Here is a 17,521-nt window from a genome sequence, read left to right on the forward strand (position 1 = left end):
CGATCGCCACGGCGTAACGCTTCGCCGGGGCGATCTTCGCCGCGTTAACAGGTATCGGCTCGATTTGTTCAGCAGAACGATAGAAGCCGTTCCTGACAACGCTTCGAATCCTGGAAGGGAATCGTCCCCGGTGGGGCGTCCGGACTTCAAATCCGGGAGGGGCCGCGAGCCGGTCCTTGGTGGGTTCGACTCCCTCTCTCTTCCGCCACGTTAGAAAGAAAATGCGATGGATCCCGCAGCATCCTTCATTGACGTGCTGAAACGATCAGCGGACCAAAGCTCTGTGGCGGAGGACGAGTTTCGCCGCGGTATCGCTGAGCGGATGAAAGAGCTGGAGAAACAGCGTTCCTTCGCATTTCGTAGGCTTCATCTTATGAAGGAGGTCGCCGGCGTCATTACCCAGGCTGAAAGCGAAGAAATTGCGGTCGCGGGCGCGACGGTCGTTCTGCGCGCAAAACTGGGATGGGTGAATGATAGTGAAGCCCGGAGCGAGGTTCTGTCACGCTTTGCGCCGGTCGCTCAGGCCATGTTTGCGAGTCTCGTGCCCAGCGCAGATGAGAACGAAGAGAAGCCCGATGTGATCGAGGCTCTGGGCGAATTCGAAGCCTGGTACGCGGCAACGCATCCCAATCCGTTCTGGGTACTGTTTGAGAATTACATGCCGGAGACGCCAGTTGTCGATTTCTGACGCAATTCTCACCGATTTCGATCGCTGGATCGTTACGGAATTTTCGAAGACGGGGGCCTTCACTGCGCTCGTGGTTCTGATTGAGATCGCCGACGATAAAGTCACTCCGCTGTGCTCAACTTATTTTAACGTGATCGGCGATGACGTCGACTGGAGTGGAATCACGGTTCTGTTCGCTGGTGCGGGGCGGGAATGGGATGGAGCTGCATTCTTTCCGAACGTGGCTCCTTTTGGTGGGCCGTTGGACAATTCTGCCGCGCGCCTGCAGTTACGTGGACTTGAGGAGCGGCTTGATGATGACCGCTTGGTGCTGAACGAAGGGCACTGCTTCGACAAATGGGGACGAAGAATGAGGATCGAGGAAGTCGAAGAAGAATGATTCACGCTTGCGTCAGGCTCGCAGCTAAAGCTCGAGCCACTGGCGCAGGTCACCCCAAAAATCAGCAAGAAGCTCATGTCAGAGACCGATTGATGAGTGGCACTTCGGTCCCCCCAACTCACGCGTTAATTTCCGCCATCGGCTGCGAAGCGCAGGAACTGCCGTTTCATCGCGTTGACCTTGGAGATGTAAGCCGCAACGAGATGATCCCCACACCGCTCGCCGGTCATCATCTGAAAGCGACGGCGTGCGTAAGCGGTGGCGGGACCTCCGCCGCAGAGATGGATAAAGGCGGCAAGATCCTGCGTCTGTTGCGCGTTCGCGACAACACCGCCCGCCCGGGTGAGGACGGCAGCCACATTGCGGTCGAGGTATATCGATGCCAGCTCTACGGCATGACTCGGGATTGCGCGAATATAGGGTCCGAAGCCGCAGCCCGTATCCTTGACAGTCTTCGCTCTGATGCAGAACTGCGCAACCTCGGAATAGGCCGGATCGGTCATTTGGAAGAGGCCAACAGCGCTGGATGCGGGCCGGTAGATCGCGAAAGGATTGAAGCTGAACCGCCAGCGCCAATAGGTGCGGTCGACCGGATTGCCCGAGCTTTCGACTTGCGCCAGCGCGGCCAACAATTCGGGCGTGATCGAATGGGTCGAATAGGCGCGAAACAACGGACCGTATTGCCGCCACGTCTCGACCGGCTCCTTGTCGAGCTTGTGGCCGATAAAGAAGAACAACTCGGTCGGCTTTTGGATCACGTGATAAATGAGGTTTGTCGTCGCAAGAGTGGCGAGCACGATTGCGACGATGCCCGCAATCCGAACGGCTCGCGGCGCTCTCGCAAACTTTCGTCGCGCCCACCGTCCGCTGCGCCGCCAGCGGCGAAGGCGAGGAACGAAGCTCTTGCTTATTTTTGACATAGGTTTTGGGAGAGAAGGCCTGACAGCGGCATAGCCCGGTTGGTTAAGGTTGTGCGTGCCAAGGCAGCGGCTCGGATGTTGCGATAGCCCAGGCCAGCGTTTGGTGCCATCGTCGGCGATCAGCGCAGGCTGTCGGCGACGATCTGGCGCGCCAGCGCATTGTGATGAGGCAGACCGATCGATATCCGCAGCCAGGCCGGCATCGCAGGATAGGACTGCTTGAGCGCGATGCCTTGCGCAGCAAGGGCTGCAGTCACATCGCTGTGTCGCCGGCCGGCATCGAAGAATACGAAATTGCCCTGCGCTGCGGAGAAGGAAGCGCCGCTCGTGCGAAACAAAGTGTGCCAACTCTCACGCTCGGCGGCAACCGCGGTACGCACTGCGGTGATATGTGCGCGATCGCTTAGACTTGCCTGAGCGGCGACGAGGCCGAGGCGGTTGAGGCCATGAAACGCGCCGATGCCGATCTGCCTGAGCGATTTGGCAAGCTCGGCAGGCGCCAGCACATAGCCCATGGCGAGACCGGCGAGGCCACGTATCTTGGCGAAGGTCCTGAATACGACGACCTGATGGCCGTCACGCACGAGACCGGCCACCGTGCGCCGTTCCGGATCGGGCGTATAGTCGAGATAGGCTTCGTCGACGATCACCAGCGCGCGGTTCGATAGATCGCGGACGAATGCGATGAATTCCTCGGCCGGGCTCACGGTGCCGCTCGGATTATGCGGGTTGACGAGATAGACGGCGCGGGTTCGCGCACTCACCGCGCTGGCGATGGCCGGAAGATCGTTTTCGAGCCGATCATTCAGCGGCACGGCGATGACCTTGCCGCCAGCCGGCGCGACGGCATCGACCAGCGCCGTATAGCCCGGCTCCGAATAGATGAATTCGCCGCCGGGATCGCCGCGGGCGGAGAGAAACAGGCCGAGTACATCCAGGATTTCGCCGAGCACGATTTGGTCGGGCGCGACGCGTTCGTGCGCGGCGATGGCGGCGGTCAGCTCGTCCAGCTCGTCGCCGACATAGCGGTCGAGATGGGCGAGGTTCTCCTCGATGGCACGAAGCGCCCGCGGCGAAGGGCCGAACGGACTCTCATTGTGCGACAGGCGGATGATTGAGCTGGGTGTGTCGGTCATGGCGAGGGACTATACGCGCTTTGCGGCGATCCGGAGTCAGCGCAGTGCCGGCGGCAGTGAAGAGTTCAAGCGCCGTATGGGCGTCGAGCCGCTGATCACCGAGCGCGGTGAAACGGCGGTCAGCGCGCAACTGTTGAAGGGCCAATTCCCGTAGCAACCGGCTCACCGTTGTCGCCACCTCTATAAGGAAAACTTTGCCCCGGCCAAAGATAAGAATATTTCACTAATTCCGCAAACTGGGATGTTGTTGCTGCGCGGGTGCCGAACGGCACGACGCTTTGAAATAGCCCCGCAGAGGGCAGCGACGAGGGAACGGTCATGGATGAACGCGTGACGCTGCGTTCGCATCTCGATCAGGCGGCGAAGACGCCGAACTGGGCTGCGGTCGGCGCCGTGATCGAGGGAATCGCCGCCACGTCCATCGACCTTGCCGACCTCATTGCCGACGGCCCGCTGGCCGGCATTACCGGCCGTCTCAGCGGCGTGAATTCCGACGGCGATGCGCAGAAGGATATCGATGTTGTCGCGGACGGGATGATGCGCCGCGCGCTGGCTGTGACCCCCGTCGCCGCCATTCTGTCCGAAGAGGCGGAATTGCCCGAAATCCTCGACGTCGCCGCGCCGCTCTGTGTCGCGATTGATCCGCTGGATGGCTCCGCCAATCTTGAGAACAACATTTCGGTCGGAACCATTTTCTCGATTCGTCCGCGCGGCAACGATGTGGTTTCCACCTTCTTCGAGCCGGGCACGGCTCAGTGCGCCGCGGGCTTCGTGGTCTACGGTCCCCAGACCACGCTAGTGCTCGCGTACAACGGGCGTGTCGACATCTTCATTCTGGGCCGCCACGCGCGTGAATTCCTGCTCGTCGCACAAGGCGTCAGGATTGCGCCCAATACGCCGGAATTCGCCATCAACGCGTCGAACCGGCGACACTGGCACGGTCCGGTGCGGGCCTATATCGACGAATGCCTGGCCGGCATTAGCGGCAACGGCGGTGCAGATTTCAATATGCGCTGGATCGGCTCGCTGGTTGCCGAGTCACTTCGCATTCTCGTCCGCGGCGGGGTCTTCCTTTATCCGGCCGACGCGCGCCCTGGATATCGCGAAGGGCGCCTGCGCCTTTTATACGAAGCCCATCCGATGGCGTTGGTCATGGAATGGGCCGGAGGCGCCGCCACCACCGGCCGTCGCCGCATCCTCGAACTCTCGGCGCGAACGCCGCACCAGCGCGTGCCGCTGATCATGGGCTCGGTGCGCGGCGTTCGCGACGTCGCCGCCATTCACGAGGGGATCGAACCGATGTTCGACAATAGCGACGCGCCGCTGTTTGCGCGGCGCGGCCTGTTTCGCTGAACCGGGGACAGAGCAAAATGTCACGCAGCTATCCCATCATATCGATCACGGGTTCGTCGGGCGCCGGCACCACCTCGGTGAAAAAGACGTTCGAGAACATTTTCCGTCGCGAGAAGGTCGCCGCCGCCTACATAGAGGGCGATTCGTTTCATCGCTACAACCGCGCCGAGATGCGTACGAAGATGCTGGAGGAAGGCGAGAAGGGCAACAAGCACTTCAGCCACTTCAGCCCGGAAACCAACCTGTTCGAGGAGCTGGAGAAAGTCTTCCGCGACTACGGCGAGTCCGGCACCGGCACCGCCCGTCATTACGTGCACGACGAAGACGAAGCCAAATTATACGGGGCGGCACCGGGGACCTTTACCGAATGGGGGCCGCTGCCGGAAAACTCCGACCTGCTATTTTACGAGGGCCTGCATGGCGCTGTGGTGACTGACAAAGTCAATATCGCCCAGCATGCTGACCTCAAGATCGGCGTCGTGCCCGTCATCAATCTGGAGTGGATCCAGAAGCTGCATCGCGACCGCAAGGATCGCGGTTACAGCCAGGAAGCCGTCACCGACACCATCCTGCGGCGGATGCCGGACTATGTGAACTACATCTGTCCGCAATTCACCGAGACCGACATCAACTTCCAGCGTGTGCCGACGGTCGACACCTCGAACCCTTTCATCGCGCGGTGGATCCCGACGCCGGATGAATCGATGGTGGTGATCCGGTTGAAGAATCCGCGCGGCATCGATTTTCCCTATCTGCTGTCGATGATCCCCAACAGCTTCATGTCGCGCGCCAACTCGATCGTGATCCACGGCTCGAAGCTGGATCTGGCGATGCAGCTCATCCTCACCCCGCTGATCCTGCAATTGATGGAACGCAAAAGGCGCACGGTATGAATATTCAGAGCCCCGCTCCCCAGATCGATCAAGTGACCGTTCCGCACGCGGATATGGCGAATGCGATTCGCTTTCTGGCGATCGATGCGGTGGAAAAAGCGAACTCGGGCCATCCCGGCATGCCGATGGGGATGGCTGATGCGGCGACAGTGCTGTTCTCGCGCTTCCTCAAATTCGATGCCTCCGATCCGTCCTGGCCGGACCGCGACCGCTTCATCCTGTCCGCCGGCCACGGCTCGATGCTGCTCTACGCGCTGCTGCATCTGACCGGATCGGCTGAAGTGACGCTCGATCAGTTGCAGTCGTTCCGGCAATGGGGCTCGAAGACACCCGGCCATCCCGAATACGGCCACACGGCAGGCGTCGAGACGACCACCGGTCCGCTCGGCCAGGGTATCGCCACGGCGGTGGGCATGGCCCTGGCCGAGCGCCTGATGAATGCGCGCTTCGGCGACGCTCTCGTCGATCACTATACTTACGTGATCGCCGGCGACGGTTGCTTGATGGAGGGCCTCAGCCACGAGGCGATCTCGCTGGCGGGACATTTGCGGCTCAATCGCCTGATCGTGCTGTTCGATGACAACCAGATTTCGATCGACGGCGCGACCTCGCTGTCGTGTTCGGATGATCAGCTTGCGCGCTTCTCTGCATCGGGATGGTCGACCTGCCGCGTCAACGGCCATGATCCCGAGGCCGTGGCCGCGGCCATTGCACAGGCGCGCGACAACGACCGCCCATCGCTGATCGCGTGCCGCACGGTGATCGGCTTCGGTGCACCTACACGGCAAGGCAGTGAGAAGGCCCATGGCGCGCCGCTGGGCGCGGACGAAATCGCAAAGACGCGCGACGCGCTGCACTGGCCGCATGCACCGTTCCACGTGCCCGATGCGGTGGCGCGACAATGGCGCGCGGTCGGCGCGCGCGGACAGGCGGCGCATGCGGAATGGGCCGGGCGCGTTGCGCGTCTCGACGGCGCTGTGCGGGACTACTTTCAGGCCGCGCTGAAGGGCCAGCTTTCTGGCCGATATGACGATGCGCTGGCTAGGATTCGTGCCCGTTTCCTGCAGGAGCGGCCGAAGATCGCCACGAGGCAGGCCTCGCAACTCGTCATCGATGTCATTGCTGGTGTCCTGCCGAATCTGCTCGGCGGATCGGCTGACCTCACCCATTCGAACCTCACGCGCGCCAGGTTGCAGGCACCAGTCCAGCACGATGCCTTCGACGGCAGCTACGTCCATTACGGCGTACGCGAGCACGCCATGGCGGCAGCGATGAACGGCGTCGCCTTGCATGGCGGCCTCATTCCCTATGGCGGCACCTTCCTGTGCTTTGCCGATTACAGCCGTCCCGCGATCCGGCTGGCCGCGTTGATGGGCATCCGCGTCATTCACGTGATGACGCATGACTCGATCGGGCTTGGCGAGGACGGCCCGACCCATCAGCCGGTCGAGCACCTTGCTTCCCTGCGCGCGATTCCAAATTTGCTGGTGTTCCGCCCGGGCGACGCCGTCGAGACCGCCGAGGCCTGGGACTGCGCGTTGCGGACGCCGCATGCGCCGTCGGTGCTCTGCCTGTCGCGCCAGGCGCTGCCTGTGTTCCGCGATGGCGTCGATTCCACCAACCGGGTCGCGCGCGGTGCCTATGTCGTCATCGAGCCGGAAGGTGGCCGCGATGTCACTCTGATTGCAACCGGCTCCGAAGTGTCGATCGCGATTGCTGCGGCCAGGCTGCTTGCTGACGACGGAATTCGCGCCGCTGTCGTCTCGGCGCCGTGTTTCGATATGTTCCGGCAACAAAGCGGCGAGTATAGGGCTGCAATTCTCGGCAGCGCTCCGCGCGTCGGTATCGAAGCCGCGATCGAAGGCGATTGGGCGCGTTGGCTCGGTGACGGCGGTGAGTTCGTCGGCATGACTGGATTCGGAGCCTCGGCGCCGGCGGACGATCTGTATCGCGAATTCGGTATCACCGCCGCGGCGGTCGCAACGGCGGCGATGCGCTGCATCGCCCGGTCCAGACTGGTTGCCGCTGAATAATGAATTCCAGACCGAGGAACGCAACGGAGGATTCATGGCACGCATTACCCTGAGGCAGTTGCTGGATCACGCGGCCGAACACGGCTACGGCGTGCCGGCCTTCAATATCAACAACATGGAGCAGGGCCTGGCGATCATGGAGGCCGCCGCCGAGGTCGACGCGCCGGTCATCATCCAGGCGTCGCGCGGCGCACGCTCCTATGCCAACGACATCATGCTGGCGCGGATGATCGACGCGCTGGAGGAGATGCATCCGCAGATCCCGCTCTGCCTGCACCAGGACCACGGCAACGAAGAGTCCACCTGCGCCACCGCGCTACAGCACGGCTTTACCTCGGTCATGATGGACGGCTCGCTGAAGGCCGACGCAAAGACCGCAGCGGATTACGATTACAACGTCGACATCACGCGTCGCGTGGTCGATATCGCGCACTGGATCGGCGCCTCCGTCGAGGGCGAACTCGGCGTACTCGGTTCATTGGAGTATGGCGGCGGCGAGCAGGAGGACGGCCATGGCGTCGAGGGCAAGATCAGCCACGACCAGTTGCTCACCGACCCGGATCAGGCCGTCGACTTCGTCCGCGCCACCAAGGTCGATGCGCTGGCGATCGCGATGGGGACGTCACACGGCGCCTACAAGTTCTCGCGCAAGCCGGACGGCGACATTCTCGCCATGACCGTTGTCGAGGAAATTCACCGCCGGCTGCCAAATACGCATCTTGTCATGCATGGCTCGTCATCGGTGCCGCAGCCGCTGCAGGACATCTTCAATCAATTCGGCGGCGAGATGCCGCAGACCTGGGGCGTACCGGTCGAGGAGATCATGCGCGGCATCAAGCATGGCGTCCGCAAGGTCAATATCGACACCGACTGCCGCCTCGCAATGACCTCTGCCTTCCGCAAGGTCGCCGCGCAAACCAGAAGCGAATTCGATCCGCGAAAATTCCTGAAACCGGCGATGGACGCGATGCGCGACCTCTGCCGCGAACGCTTCGAACAATTCGGCACCGCCGGTCACGCCGCAAGGATCAAGGTGATCCCGCTGGCCGAAATGGCGAAGCGCTATCGCAGTGGCGCGCTCGACCCGAAAATCGGCAACGTCGCGCAAGCTGCCGAATGAACAGACCTTATTCCATCCGGTGACGCCGGGTCCAAACGAGGAGGCCACCATGAATGAACACGCTTCGATCACGATCCGCGGCAAGGACCGCTACAAGTCCGGCGTCATGGAATACAAGAAGATGGGCTATTGGGAGCCCGATTATGTACCCAAGGACACCGACATCATCGCATTGTTCCGGGTGACGCCGCAGGACGGCGTCGATCCGATCGAGGCCTCCGCGGCAGTTGCCGGCGAATCCTCGACCGCGACCTGGACCGTGGTGTGGACCGACCGCCTCACGGCCGCTGAAAAATACCGCGCCAAGTGTTTTCGGGTCGATCCGGTGCCTAATTCGCCCGGCCAGTACTTTGCCTATATCGCCTACGATCTCGACCTGTTCGAGAACGGCTCGATTGCCAACCTGTCGGCCTCGATCATCGGCAACGTGTTCGGCTTCAAGCCGCTGAAGGCTTTGCGGCTGGAAGACATGCGGCTCCCGGTCGCCTATGTGAAGACGTTCCAGGGCCCGGCCACCGGCATCGTGGTCGAGCGAGAGCGTATGGACAAGTTCGGCCGCCCACTGCTCGGTGCGACCGTGAAGCCGAAGTTGGGTCTGTCCGGTCGTAACTACGGCCGTGTCGTCTACGAGGCGCTCAAGGGCGGGCTCGACTTCACCAAGGACGACGAAAACATCAACTCGCAGCCCTTCATGCATTGGCGTGAGCGCTTTCTCTATTGCATGGAGGCAGTCAACAAGGCGCAGGCGGCGTCCGGCGAGATCAAGGGCACCTATCTCAACGTCACCGCCGGCACGATGGAGGACATGTACGAGCGCGCCGAATTCGCCAAGCAGCTCGGTTCCGTCATCATCATGATCGACCTCGTGATCGGCTACACCGCGATCCAGTCGATGGCGAAATGGGCGCGCAAGAACGACATGATCCTGCATCTGCACCGCGCAGGGCATTCGACCTATACGCGGCAGCGCAATCACGGCGTCTCGTTCCGCGTCATCGCCAAATGGATGCGGCTCGCTGGTGTCGATCACATCCATGCCGGGACCGTCGTCGGCAAGCTGGAAGGCGATCCGGCGACGACCCGCGGCTATTACGACATCTGCCGTGAAGACTACAATCCGATGCGGCTCGAACACGGCGTGTTTTTCGAGCAGAACTGGGCCAGCCTCAATAAGATGATGCCGGTCGCGTCGGGCGGCATCCATGCTGGCCAGATGCATCAGTTGCTCGATCATCTTGGCGAAGATGTCATCCTGCAGTTCGGCGGCGGTACCATCGGCCATCCGATGGGTATCCAGGCCGGCGCCACCGCCAACCGCGTCGCGTTGGAAGCGATGATCCTCGCTCGCAACGAGGGCCGCGACTACCTGCATGAAGGCGAGGAGATTCTTGCCAAGGCGGCGATGACCTGCACGCCGCTGAAGGCGGCACTGGAGACGTGGAAGAGCGTCACCTTCAACTATGAATCCACCGACATGCCCGACTACGCCCCCACCGCCAGCGTCTCGTTGTAAGGAGCACGATCATGCGCATTACCCAGGGCTGCTTCTCGTTCCTGCCCGATCTCACTGATGAACAGATTACAAAACAGGTGCAGTATTGCCTCGCCAATGGCTGGGCCGTGAACATCGAATTCACCGACGATCCGCATCCTCGCAACAGTTTCTGGGAAATGTGGGGGCTGCCGATGTTCGATCTGCGCGATGCCGCTGGTGTGCTGATGGAACTGGCCGCATGCCGCAAGGTCTATGGTAACAGCTACATCCGGCTGTCGGCGTTCGACTCCAGCCATGGCTGGGAATCCGTGCGGCTCTCCTTCATCGTCAATCGTCCGAAGGAAGAGCCAGGCTTCCGGCTCGAGCGGCATGAGATGGAAGGCCGCAACATCCGCTATACGGCCAAATCCTATGCCGTCGACCGCCCCGAAGGCCAGCGCTACGGTGGGTCATGAGCACGCTGACGGTGGTCGATAGCGCCGGCGACGCGCCGCGGGCGACGCAGGTCGATCTGCGCCGCGAGTTCGACGAGGTCGGCATCGGCGAGGTGCTCGATCAGCTCGATCGTGAATTGATCGGGCTGAAACCGGTGAAGACGCGGATTCGCGAGATTGCTTCGCTGCTGCTGATCGAGCGCATCCGCAAGCGCATGGACCTGGCGTCCGGCAACCCGACGCTGCACATGTCGTTCACCGGCAATCCCGGCACCGGCAAGACGACGGTGGCGCTACGCATCGCCAGCATCCTGCATAAGCTCGGTTTCGTGCGGCGAGGGCAGGTGGTGTCGGTGACGCGCGACGAACTGGTCGGGCAATATATCGGCCATACCGCGCCGAAGACGAAGGAGATCCTGAAGAAGGCGATGGGCGGCGTGTTGTTCATTGACGAGGCCTATTACCTGCATCGGCCTGATAACGAGCGCGATTATGGCCAGGAGGCGATCGAGATCTTGCTGCAAGTGATGGAATCGCAGCGTGAGGATCTGGTGGTGATCCTCGCCGGCTACGGCGACCGCATGGAAAAATTCTTCGGCAGCAATCCCGGTTTCCGCTCGCGCATCGCCCACCATATCGATTTCCCCGATTATGCCGACGACGAATTGCTCGCCATTTCCGAATTGATGCTCGGGGATATGAATTACAAGTTCAGTGCCGATGCGCGCGCGGCGTTCACCCGCTACATCGCGCTGCGCAAGACCCAGCCGCTGTTCTCCAACGCCCGTTCGATCCGCAACGCGCTCGACCGCATGCGGCTGCGTCAGGCCAACCGGCTTGTCGCCGATCTCGACCGCGTGCTGAGCGCCGACGACATCATGTCACTGGAGGCTTCGGATGTGCTCGCGAGCCGGGTGTTCTCGAACGGTTCTGGCGGGTAATGGTGGCCGCTAGGCCTGAACCGTCGATGCGGCAATCTCGTCCAGTACTTCGGTCAATCGGTCTACGGCCCAATCCACCTGTGAATCGTCGATAATCAGGGGAGGCGCAAAGCGTATCGTGTTTCGGTGAGTATCTTTGGTGAGCACTCCCGCCTGAAGCAAGCGCTTGATCACCGTGCCGGCACTCGCCATGTTGCGGTGTAGCTCGACCCCCGCAAACAAACCGCGACCGCGCACCTCGCGAATGATCGGATTTTTGATCGCAGAGAGTCGCGTGAGAAGATGTGTGCCGACAGTCGCGGCACGTTCAATCAATCGCTCGTCGATCAGTGTGTCGAGGGCGGCTAATCCAACCGCCGATGCAATCGGGTTGCCTCCGAACGTGCTGCCGTGGTCACCGGGAGTGAAAACCTGCATGACCTCGCGACGGGCGAGGAAAAGCGAAACCGGCAACATCCCGCCGCCGAGCGCCTTGCCGAGCATCAGACCGTCGGGTGTTACCCCTTCATGCTGACACGCGAGCAGACGTCCGGTGCGTCCCAGACCGCTCTGGATCTCGTCGCACAGCAGCAGCACGTTGTTCGCCTTGCAAATGCGCGCGGCCTCGGCGAGATATCCAGGGGGCGGCACGTTGATCCCGCCTTCGCCTTGAATCGGTTCGACCAGAAAGGCCGCGGTGTCAGGGGTAATGGCCGCGGCGAGCGCCGACGCATCGCCGAATGGCACGCATGTGAAGCCTGGCGGGAACGGCCCGAAGCCGTCGCGATATTGGGTTTGCGAAGAAAAGCCGACGATCGAGATGGTACGGCCGTGGAAATTTCCCTCCGCGGCAATGATTCCGGCCCGGTCAGTCGGCACACCCTTGACCTTGTAGGCCCATTTACGTGCCGCCTTGAGCGCCGTCTCGACAGCTTCCGCGCCGCTGTTCATCGGCAATGCGGCGTCCATACCGGTAAGCGCACACGCCTTGGCGAGGAAAGGCCCCAGCCGATCGCTGAAATAAGCGCGCGAGATCGTATCCAGGCGCTGTGCCTGCTCTGTCAGCGCCTTGACGAGGCGTGGATGGCAATGGCCGAAGCTCGCCGCCGAATACGCGCCCATCATGTCGATGTAGCGTCTGCCAGCCTCGTCCCACACGTAGACACCGGCCCCGCGGACGATCGTGACCGGCAACGGTGCATAGTTTCCTGCGCCAAAACGGGCTTCAAGACCGGCGAAATCGGTCATGGCAAGCGCTCCTGCCGCGTTCCTCCCTCGCGCCGGCTCGGCATGCCATCCCGATCGCGAGCGAAGGCGCACAACCCAACAGCATCGTGAGATCACCGCTCATGGCGCGCGCTCTCCCGATCGGGCGCGCAAGGTGAGGCGCGCCTCAATTCTGATGTAGGAAGGCCGGCGTAAAAAAACAGGTGCGAGGGTTCATGACAGCCGCCGCCACCTCTCTTGTTCTGCTATAATTCGCTCATGACGATCGGGATCACCGGGCCCGAACGGAAGACGCCAGGGCGCAACGCCGTGGTCGGGCTGATTGTGACTGCCATCTTCACCGGAATTTGCCTGATCCTTCTCGCGATTGTCGGCGACTTCCTGGTCGACTGGATGTGGTTCTCCGCAGTCGGCTATTCGCAGGTTTTCTGGACATCGATCGGCGCGAAGGTCACAGTCTTTTCCGTCGTCTTCGCGGCAACTGCCGTCGTTGTGTGGGCGAATGCGCGGCTGGCACTTTTCCTTGCCCGACGGCGGCGAGGCCGGCTTCCGGTCGACTTCGACTGGAAGCTCGCGGCCACAGCGGTGCCGCCCGATCCGTTCGAATTCATACGCGATCGGTTGCCATGGCGCGTCGCTATCGCTGGCGGCGCCGGATTCCTCGCTCTGCTTGTTGCATGGGAGGAGATCGGCAACTGGAGCATCATTCTGCAATTCCTCTATCACGTGCCATATGGCGCGAACGATCCGCTGTATGACAAGGATATTGGATTCTATCTGTTTTCTCTGCCGGCCTATATCGCCATCAAGAATTGGGCATTGCTCACGCTGTTCATGAGCGCACTTCTCGCCGCAGCGATCTATTGGCTGCATGGTCAGATCGAATACAAGGTCCAGCGGTGGTCGATATCACCGACAGCGGTTGCTCATGGCTCGGCGCTGCTCGGCTTGCTCCTTGCGGTGAAGGCATGGTCCTACGGACTCGACCGCTATTTGCTGCTCTACGGAGACAATGGCGTAGTGGTTGGCGCGAGCTACACCGATGTCCATGTGCAGCTACCCGTTCTCTGGTTGCTGATCGGGCTTTCGATCGTCGCGGCATGCGCCGCGTGGGCGAACCTGTGGGCGCGTACCTACTGGCTCCCCACTGCCGCGATGTTGCTCGTCTTCGGAGGCGCTTTCCTGCTGTCCGGCGTGATCCCGATGCTGTTTCAGCGGTTCTACGTGAAACCGAACGAACTGGAACTGGAGCGACCCTATATCGAACGCAGCATCCGTCTGACCAGAGAAGCCTATAATCTCGACCGGATCGCCGCCAAGCCCTTTCCTGCCGAACAGGACCTTACCTTCGCGACACTCGAGGCCAACAAGGCGACCATCGAGAACATCAGATTGTGGGACGGGCAGCCGCTGGCGGATACCTACGCCCAGCTGCAGGAGATACGCACCTATTACAAACTAAGCGACCTGGATGTCGACCGCTACTGGCTTCGCGGCACCTATCAGAGCGTGATGCTGTCGGCACGCGAGCTCAGATCCTCACTGTTGCCGCCGAACGCCCAGACGTGGGTCAACCTCCACCTGCTGTTCACTCATGGTAATGGAGCGGTGATGAGCCCGGTCACGCACAAGAGCGCCGAGGGGCTTCCGCTGCTTTACCTGCGGGATATTCCCCCCGTTGCGGACGGCGGCCCCGAAATCCGCGAACCGCGCATCTATTATGGACAGGAGGAGAGCAACTACGTTGTCGTCAGGACGACCACGCCGGAATTCGACTATCCGAAGGGAAGTGAAAACGTATACGCGGTCTACGACGGTGTCGGCGGCATACCGCTGCCAGGGATGCTGCGAAAAATCATCTTCGCTCACCATTTCAACGACATGAATCTGCTGCTCTCCAGCTACATTACCGACGACAGCCGGATCATGATCCGGCGCAATATCGGGGAACGGCTACGCATGATCGCCCCGTTCCTCAGCCTCGACCGCGATCCCTATCTGGTCGTCAGCGAGGGGCGGATGTTCTGGATCCAGGACGCCTATACAATCAGCGACTATTTTCCCTCTGCGCAGCCTGCGCCCGGCCGCAAGCTGAACTACATTCGCAATTCCGTGAAGGCCGTCATCGACGCCTATAACGGCAGTGTCGACTTTTATCTGATGGACCACGCAGACCCGATCGCGGCCACCTACCAGAAAATCTTTCCGGAGCTGTTCAAGCCGTTCGCGGCTATGCCGTCCGATCTGCAAAAGCACATTCGCTATCCCGAAGACCTCTTCCTGATTCAGGCGCAGCTTTACCAGACCTATCACATGGTATCTGCCGACGTTTTCTATAACCGGGAGGATCTTTGGCAGTTTCCGCGCCAGCCGGCTGGCGACGGCGGCGTTGCGCCGATGGTCCCTTACTACATCGTGATGCGGCTTCCCGGAGAAACCCAGGCCGAGTTCTTTATCATGATCCCCATGGTGCCAAGCCGACGCGACAACATGATCGCTTGGCTGGCAGCGCGCTGCGACGCTCCCGACTATGGAAAATTGATCGTCTACGAATTTCCCAAGGAGAAGCTCGTCTACGGACCGTTCCAGATCGAAGCGCGCATTCATCAGAACACGGAGATCTCCCAGCAGATATCGTTGTGGAACCAGATGGGGTCACGGGTGATCCGCGGAAACCTGCTGGTGATCCCGATCGAAAATTCGATCCTGTACGTATCGCCGCTGTATCTGCGCGCGGTCCACGGACACTTGCCGGAGCTCAAGCGCGTGATCGCCGCCTATGGCGAGCATGTCGTCATGAAAGAAACGCTTGCCGAGGCCTTGTCCGCGCTTTTCATCGAAGCTAACGCGTCGCCGGTATCGGCGAGTACTGCAACGGAAATGCCACGTGCGAGCCCTGCGGAAAGCAAGGCGCAGGAAGCGCTTGATCGCTACAATCAGGCAATGAAGCTGTTGAAGTCCGGAGACTGGGCAGGCTTCGGCACGCAGATCGACGCGATGCGGGATCTTTTAGAAAAAATGAGCCGGCAATCGGCCGGACACTGATCAACGCCGACTAAGCGGCGCGCCACTTCATATAAGCAAGGCGGTTTGCAATTTCGTTGGCTCTTCGAGCCGTTGTTGCGGACGATGTGGTCATACATAGCGTCCTACACAGCTGCGGCGTCGACTGCTGTGGCTCCGCTTGCGATCGAAGACCTCCGTTTGCCGCGTAACTCCGGTGCGCAGGCGAGTATCCGCCCGGGACCCCACGAAGGACCTTACCGGCCCCAGAATGCCGGCGTTGCCTTGAAGCGTTGCCATTTCTTGCGCAGCGTTTTAGCGGCCGCAATCTCGTCGCGGGCCTGCCAGCCGGTCACCGTGCCGATGGCGAGATGAAGCGGGGCCTGATCGTCTTGCCCGATGGAACCGAGCAATCCACGGATACTTGCGATGTCGCACACACGTCCCAGACTCTTCTGGAGCCTGGCAAGCCGAGCCACATACCGCTTGGCGGGTGCATGGCCGGCGTAAAGTGGCAAGAAGAATTCCGCCGCGTAGCGCAGCCTCTTGAGCTGGATCCTGAGACTGTGCCGTGCAGCGATGTCGAGCTGCCGGAAGTGTGCGCCACGCCTGCGCACTTTCCGCTGCTGTCGCGCCAGAATTTTGTCGGCGAGCGCCGGTATCGGCTGCGACAGGACAGCCAGCGCATCGCTGTCGATATCGTTGCGCCACCTACGGTGCTCGACCCAGTGTCCGAGCGACAGCAGAAATCGGCTGTAGCGCGGATCGTCGAGAACCGCCTGCAGGCTGCCGTAGCTCGACTTGCGCTGCCGCTCGATTGCCTCGCGCAGGGCGCCGAAGTGGACCTCCGGCGTTGTCGTCGCCACGCGCGAAACGATCGTGGTCGCGAAAACGTCCCACTCGCGGGGGCGGCCGAGCTGTCGCATCAGCCACTTCGCTTCGCTGTTGATCGCCTCGAACGAGGGCGATGGGATCTCGCGCCGGAACAGCGCACAGATCGTGCGCAGACGACGCAGAGCGACGCGCATCTGGTGTACGCCTTCGGGATCGGAACCCTGCTTTGCCACAGCATGATTGCGCAAGAGATGATGCCAGCAGGCACCGGCAAGCAGTGCAATGACGTCGTCAACCGCGTGCTCGGCGGTGATGCTGACGGGCTCGGCTTTCGCCGCCGGTTGCACGACGTCGAACGCCAGCGCATAGCCGCGTTCCGCCTTGCTCCGTGTGCCGACCTGCAGCGGCGCTGCGTCGAGCAACTGCGTTCCGAGATCAAACAGCGCGCCGGCGTTGCCGCTCTTTAGTTCGAGCTCGATCTCGGACAGGACTTCTTGACGCGTACCGGCCTCAATGGTTCCCACGTCGAAGGCGATTTCAACTGACGCATCAGGCAGATCGAGCTGCCGTGCATGCCGGCGAACTTTTGTCGCAAACGCTGGCACGAGCGCATCGGGCGTAAGCGTCGTCAGCGGATCTCCGATCTCGGCGACAGGAAGTCGCGTTAGATCCGGAGTGATGCCGTCAACCGGTGTTTCCCACTGCCGTCGTGCCAACGGCCGCCCGATGTCGGGCAGAAGCTTCAATGTCTGAATGAAATGCTTGCCGCTGCGTCGCACGCGTAGCGCCATGCCGCGTTGAAACAGCGCTCTTTCCGGTGTGTCGTAATAAACTGTCTCCAGCTGGCGGACCACGCCGCGATTGCGCGCATGCTGTGCGATGACGGGCATCTCGCGCAGCTTTTCCAGGGTAGCTTGCGGCGCCAGCAGCTTAAGTTCGATTTCCGCCTGTTCACCCGGTCGTACAGCAATTGCTGCGCCAGCAGGGTCGGGCACGATTGGCTGCTGGGCGTTCAATGGTAACTCCATCGGAAGCACGCATCATGTTTTATGACACTAGCAAGACATGCCCGAGATGGCGATGGGA

Annotated in this window: 15 protein-coding genes and 1 tRNA gene; 12 read left to right on the top strand and 4 right to left on the bottom strand. The window is 61.4% G+C overall.

Annotated elements, in window-relative coordinates; translation table 11 throughout:
• Positions 1-112: 112 nt before the first annotated feature.
• From AB8A27_RS04035 to AB8A27_RS04045, 3 genes are all read left to right on the top strand, one after another.
• Positions 113-208 (top strand) — tRNA-Sec (locus AB8A27_RS04035).
• A gap of 18 nt (positions 209-226) precedes the next feature.
• Positions 227-688 (top strand): hypothetical protein, encoded by a 462-nt coding sequence (locus AB8A27_RS04040; protein WP_441240793.1) that lies wholly within the window; start codon positions 227-229, stop codon positions 686-688.
• Complete coding sequence (locus AB8A27_RS04045) at positions 675-1,067, top strand: hypothetical protein (RefSeq protein ID WP_441240794.1); 393 nt, start codon at positions 675-677, stop codon at positions 1,065-1,067. The genes AB8A27_RS04040 and AB8A27_RS04045 overlap by 14 nt, the downstream gene beginning before the upstream one ends.
• A 125-nt stretch (positions 1,068-1,192) precedes the next feature.
• Here the strand turns inward: AB8A27_RS04045 and AB8A27_RS04050 are convergent, their stop codons facing one another.
• The gene (locus AB8A27_RS04050) at positions 1,193-1,987 is read right to left on the bottom strand and encodes a lytic transglycosylase domain-containing protein (RefSeq protein ID WP_441240795.1); all 795 of its coding nucleotides are present in this window, start codon (positions 1,985-1,987) and stop codon (positions 1,193-1,195) included.
• Positions 1,988-2,106: 119 nt separating this feature from the next.
• Complete coding sequence (locus AB8A27_RS04055; RefSeq protein WP_441240796.1) at positions 2,107-3,123, bottom strand: pyridoxal phosphate-dependent aminotransferase; 1,017 nt, start codon at positions 3,121-3,123, stop codon at positions 2,107-2,109.
• Between AB8A27_RS04055 and AB8A27_RS04060 the strand changes: the two genes are divergently transcribed.
• From AB8A27_RS04060 to cbbX, 8 genes are all read left to right on the top strand, one after another.
• On the top strand, positions 3,122-3,277 hold the full coding sequence (locus AB8A27_RS04060) for a hypothetical protein (protein ID WP_441240797.1): 156 nt from the start codon (positions 3,122-3,124) through the stop codon (positions 3,275-3,277). The genes AB8A27_RS04055 and AB8A27_RS04060 overlap by 2 nt on opposite strands.
• 164 nt (positions 3,278-3,441) lie before the next feature.
• Positions 3,442-4,476 (top strand): class 1 fructose-bisphosphatase, encoded by a 1,035-nt coding sequence (locus AB8A27_RS04065; protein WP_441240798.1) that lies wholly within the window; start codon positions 3,442-3,444, stop codon positions 4,474-4,476.
• 17 nt (positions 4,477-4,493) lie between these two features.
• Positions 4,494-5,369, top strand: coding sequence for a phosphoribulokinase (locus AB8A27_RS04070; protein ID WP_441240799.1), 876 nt, complete (start codon positions 4,494-4,496; stop codon positions 5,367-5,369).
• The gene (gene tkt, locus AB8A27_RS04075) at positions 5,366-7,402 is read left to right on the top strand and encodes a transketolase (RefSeq protein WP_441240800.1); all 2,037 of its coding nucleotides are present in this window, start codon (positions 5,366-5,368) and stop codon (positions 7,400-7,402) included. Before AB8A27_RS04070 ends, tkt begins: the two co-directional genes overlap by 4 nt.
• A 34-nt stretch (positions 7,403-7,436) precedes the next feature.
• The gene (gene fba / locus AB8A27_RS04080; protein ID WP_441240801.1) at positions 7,437-8,522 is read left to right on the top strand and encodes a class II fructose-bisphosphate aldolase; all 1,086 of its coding nucleotides are present in this window, start codon (positions 7,437-7,439) and stop codon (positions 8,520-8,522) included.
• Positions 8,523-8,571: 49 nt separating this feature from the next.
• Positions 8,572-10,035: a form I ribulose bisphosphate carboxylase large subunit gene (locus AB8A27_RS04085; protein WP_441240802.1), complete on the top strand. Its 1,464-nt coding sequence runs from the start codon at positions 8,572-8,574 to the stop codon at positions 10,033-10,035.
• Between the two features lie 11 nt (positions 10,036-10,046).
• Positions 10,047-10,472, top strand: a complete 426-nt coding sequence (locus tag AB8A27_RS04090; protein WP_441240803.1) for a ribulose bisphosphate carboxylase small subunit — start codon at positions 10,047-10,049, stop codon at positions 10,470-10,472.
• Entirely contained in the window at positions 10,469-11,392 is a 924-nt protein-coding gene (gene cbbX, locus AB8A27_RS04095) for a CbbX protein (RefSeq protein ID WP_441240804.1), read from the top strand. Before AB8A27_RS04090 ends, cbbX begins: the two co-directional genes overlap by 4 nt.
• Positions 11,393-11,401: 9 nt before the next feature.
• Here cbbX and rocD read toward each other — a convergent pair whose 3' ends face one another.
• Positions 11,402-12,619, bottom strand: coding sequence for an ornithine--oxo-acid transaminase (gene rocD, locus AB8A27_RS04100; protein WP_441240805.1), 1,218 nt, complete (start codon positions 12,617-12,619; stop codon positions 11,402-11,404).
• Between the two features lie 237 nt (positions 12,620-12,856).
• On the opposite strand from rocD, the gene AB8A27_RS04105 reads away from it, so the two are divergent.
• Positions 12,857-15,643: a UPF0182 family membrane protein gene (locus AB8A27_RS04105; protein ID WP_441240806.1), complete on the top strand. Its 2,787-nt coding sequence runs from the start codon at positions 12,857-12,859 to the stop codon at positions 15,641-15,643.
• Between the two features lie 215 nt (positions 15,644-15,858).
• On the opposite strand, the gene AB8A27_RS04110 is transcribed toward AB8A27_RS04105, so the two are convergent.
• On the bottom strand, positions 15,859-17,430 hold the full coding sequence (locus AB8A27_RS04110; protein ID WP_441240807.1) for a CYTH and CHAD domain-containing protein: 1,572 nt from the start codon (positions 17,428-17,430) through the stop codon (positions 15,859-15,861).
• Positions 17,431-17,521 lie beyond the last annotated feature (91 nt).

The sequence above is a fragment of the Tardiphaga sp. 768_D3_N2_1 genome, from assembly GCF_052076105.1.
Lineage (GTDB): Bacteria > Pseudomonadota > Alphaproteobacteria > Rhizobiales > Xanthobacteraceae > Tardiphaga.

Bases quoted from the DNA above. Each gene is read 5' to 3' on its own strand.
- AB8A27_RS04040 (WP_441240793.1), top strand. From the start codon at position 227: ATGGATCCCGCAGCATCCTTCATTGACGTGCTGAAACGATCAGCGGAC.
- AB8A27_RS04050 (WP_441240795.1), bottom strand. From the start codon at position 1,987: ATGTCAAAAATAAGCAAGAGCTTCGTTCCTCGCCTTCGCCGCTGGCGG.
- AB8A27_RS04060 (WP_441240797.1), top strand. From the start codon at position 3,122: ATGGCGAGGGACTATACGCGCTTTGCGGCGATCCGGAGTCAGCGCAGT.
- AB8A27_RS04055 (WP_441240796.1), bottom strand. From the start codon at position 3,123: ATGACCGACACACCCAGCTCAATCATCCGCCTGTCGCACAATGAGAGT.
- AB8A27_RS04065 (WP_441240798.1), top strand. From the start codon at position 3,442: ATGGATGAACGCGTGACGCTGCGTTCGCATCTCGATCAGGCGGCGAAG.
- AB8A27_RS04070 (WP_441240799.1), top strand. From the start codon at position 4,494: ATGTCACGCAGCTATCCCATCATATCGATCACGGGTTCGTCGGGCGCC.
- tkt (WP_441240800.1), top strand. From the start codon at position 5,366: ATGAATATTCAGAGCCCCGCTCCCCAGATCGATCAAGTGACCGTTCCG.
- fba (WP_441240801.1), top strand. From the start codon at position 7,437: ATGGCACGCATTACCCTGAGGCAGTTGCTGGATCACGCGGCCGAACAC.
- AB8A27_RS04085 (WP_441240802.1), top strand. From the start codon at position 8,572: ATGAATGAACACGCTTCGATCACGATCCGCGGCAAGGACCGCTACAAG.
- AB8A27_RS04090 (WP_441240803.1), top strand. From the start codon at position 10,047: ATGCGCATTACCCAGGGCTGCTTCTCGTTCCTGCCCGATCTCACTGAT.
- cbbX (WP_441240804.1), top strand. From the start codon at position 10,469: ATGAGCACGCTGACGGTGGTCGATAGCGCCGGCGACGCGCCGCGGGCG.
- rocD (WP_441240805.1), bottom strand. From the start codon at position 12,619: ATGACCGATTTCGCCGGTCTTGAAGCCCGTTTTGGCGCAGGAAACTAT.
- AB8A27_RS04105 (WP_441240806.1), top strand. From the start codon at position 12,857: ATGACGATCGGGATCACCGGGCCCGAACGGAAGACGCCAGGGCGCAAC.